The sequence below is a fragment of the Selenomonas sp. CM52 genome, from assembly GCF_000292955.1.
Classification (GTDB): domain Bacteria; phylum Bacillota; class Negativicutes; order Selenomonadales; family Selenomonadaceae; genus Selenomonas.
Genome location: NZ_ALNM01000008.1, coordinates 1 through 1958, shown reverse-complemented (window position 1 = coordinate 1958; position 1958 = coordinate 1). Strand labels below are relative to the sequence as shown.

At 66.4% G+C, this 1958-nt stretch carries 3 protein-coding genes; all 3 read left to right on the top strand.

The genetic code is table 11. From position 1 onward, the window contains the following. Positions 1-789 (top strand): GTP 3',8-cyclase MoaA (locus tag HMPREF1153_RS01015; protein ID WP_009645065.1); only part of this gene is annotated, 789 nt, incomplete at its 5' end. A gap of 3 nt (positions 790-792) precedes the next feature. Beyond that, entirely contained in the window at positions 793-1719 is a 927-nt protein-coding gene (locus HMPREF1153_RS01010; protein WP_009645064.1) for an MOSC domain-containing protein, read from the top strand. Next, positions 1704-1958: NTP transferase domain-containing protein (locus tag HMPREF1153_RS01005; protein ID WP_037369396.1), on the top strand; the 255-nt coding region annotated here is incomplete at its 3' end. The genes HMPREF1153_RS01010 and HMPREF1153_RS01005, both read left to right, overlap by 16 nt.

Genomic DNA, 1958 nt, shown 5'->3' with positions numbered 1-1958 from the left:
GGCGAGCCGCTCCTTCGGCGCGGCATCGTCGATCTCGTGCGCGAGATCAAGGCGGTCGAGGGCATCGAGCGCGTCGCTCTGACGACGAACGGCGTTCTCCTCGCCGACCTCGCAGAGGAACTTCGCGCGGCAGGGCTTGACGGTGTGAACATCAGCCTCGATACGCTGGCAGAGGACGCTTTCTCTGACATCACGCGCCGTTCTGCCTCGCTTCTGTCCGTCGTGCGCCAGGGCATGGAGGCGGCGCTCGCTGCAGGGCTCAAGACGAAGCTCAACTGCGTGCCGCTTAAGGGAGTCAATGAAGCGGAACTTGTTTCGCTCGCTGCCCTCGCGAAGGAGCACCCGATCGACGTGCGCTTCATCGAGCTCATGCCGATCGGCATGGCGAAGGAGGCGGGGCTGACGGGCGTGCCGACCGCTGAGGTGCGCCGCATCTTGGAGGAATCTTTCGGTGCGCTCGTGCCCGTCGTTAAGGAAGCGCTCACCGGTCCCGCCACGTGCTTTCGGCCGGCGGGCTTCCGCGGTGCGCTCGGCTTCATCGACGCGCTGGAGCACAAGTTCTGCAGCTCGTGCAACCGCGTGCGCCTGACGGCGGAGGGCTATCTGAAGCTGTGCCTTGCGTTGGATGCGGGGCTTGACCTGCGCACACTTCTGCGCACGGGTGCGGATGACGCGGCTCTCTTCAGGAAGCTGCGGCAGGTGATTGCCGAAAAGCCGCGCGAGCATCACTTTGAAGCGGCGGGCGGCGCGGGCGAGGAGAAGCGGCGCATGTACCAGATCGGAGGGTGAGGATTGGGAAAGATTGTAACGATTGCCGCGAGCGAGCGGCGCGGCACGAAGAAGAAGCCGCTGGAAAAGGCGCTCTTTCATGTGGGGCACGGCATCGTCGGCGATGCGCACGCGGGGAAATGGCACCGGCAGGTGAGCTTTCTGGGCGCGGCGGAGATCGAGGCGTTTCGCGCACGCGGTGCGACGGTCTCCCACGGCGATTTCGGCGAGAACATCGTCGCAGAGGGCTTCTCCTTCCGTGAGCTTCCCGTCGGTACGCGCCTCGCGGCAGGCGATGTCATCTTCGAAATCACGCAGATCGGCAAGGAGTGCCATGCGCACTGCGCCATCTACGCGGCGGTCGGCGACTGCATCATGCCGCGCGAGGGCGTCTTTGCACGCGTACTGCACGGCGGTACGCTGAAGCCCGGCGACGAGCTGCGCCTTTTCGAGGGCAAGCTGCCGCTTGACGCCGCCGTCATTACGGCGAGCGACAAGGGCTCACGCGGCGAGCGCGAGGACAAGAGCGGCGACTTGGCGCAGCATCTGTTGGAGGAGGCGGGCTATCGCATCGCACGGCGTGTGATTTTGCCCGACGATGAGGAGGCGCTCGCGAAGGAGATGCGGGAATGCGCCGATCTCGGTCTCGCGCTCGTCGCTACGACGGGCGGCACGGGTTTTTCCGAGCGCGATGTGACGCCCGAGGCGACGCGAGCCGTCATCGAGCGCGAGGCGCCGGGCATCGCCGAGGCGATGCGCGCCCTTTCGATGCAGGTGACGCCGCGCGCCATGCTGAGCCGCGCCGCCGCCGGTATATGCAAGCGCACGCTGATCGTCAATCTGCCGGGCAGCGCCAAGGCGGTCGAGGAGTGCCTCGGCTTCGTCCTGCCGCAGTTGGCGCACGGCATCGAGATCCTGCGCGGCGACGCGGGCGAGTGCGCGAGAAAGTGAGGCCGCAGAGCCTCGCCGATGTGACGCTTCTCGTCGTCGCGGGCGGCAGCAGCCGGCGCATGGGCGAGGACAAGCGTTGGCTCGATGTCGGCGGCGTGCCGCTGTTGGAGGGGCTGCTGAAAAAGGCGGCTGCTGCGGGATTTGCGGAGATCTTTCTGTGCGTCGAAGAAAGGAGCGAGGGCCTGCAAGCCTTGGCAAGCCGTTATGGCGCGAGGATTCTCGTCGATGAAACGGCGGGG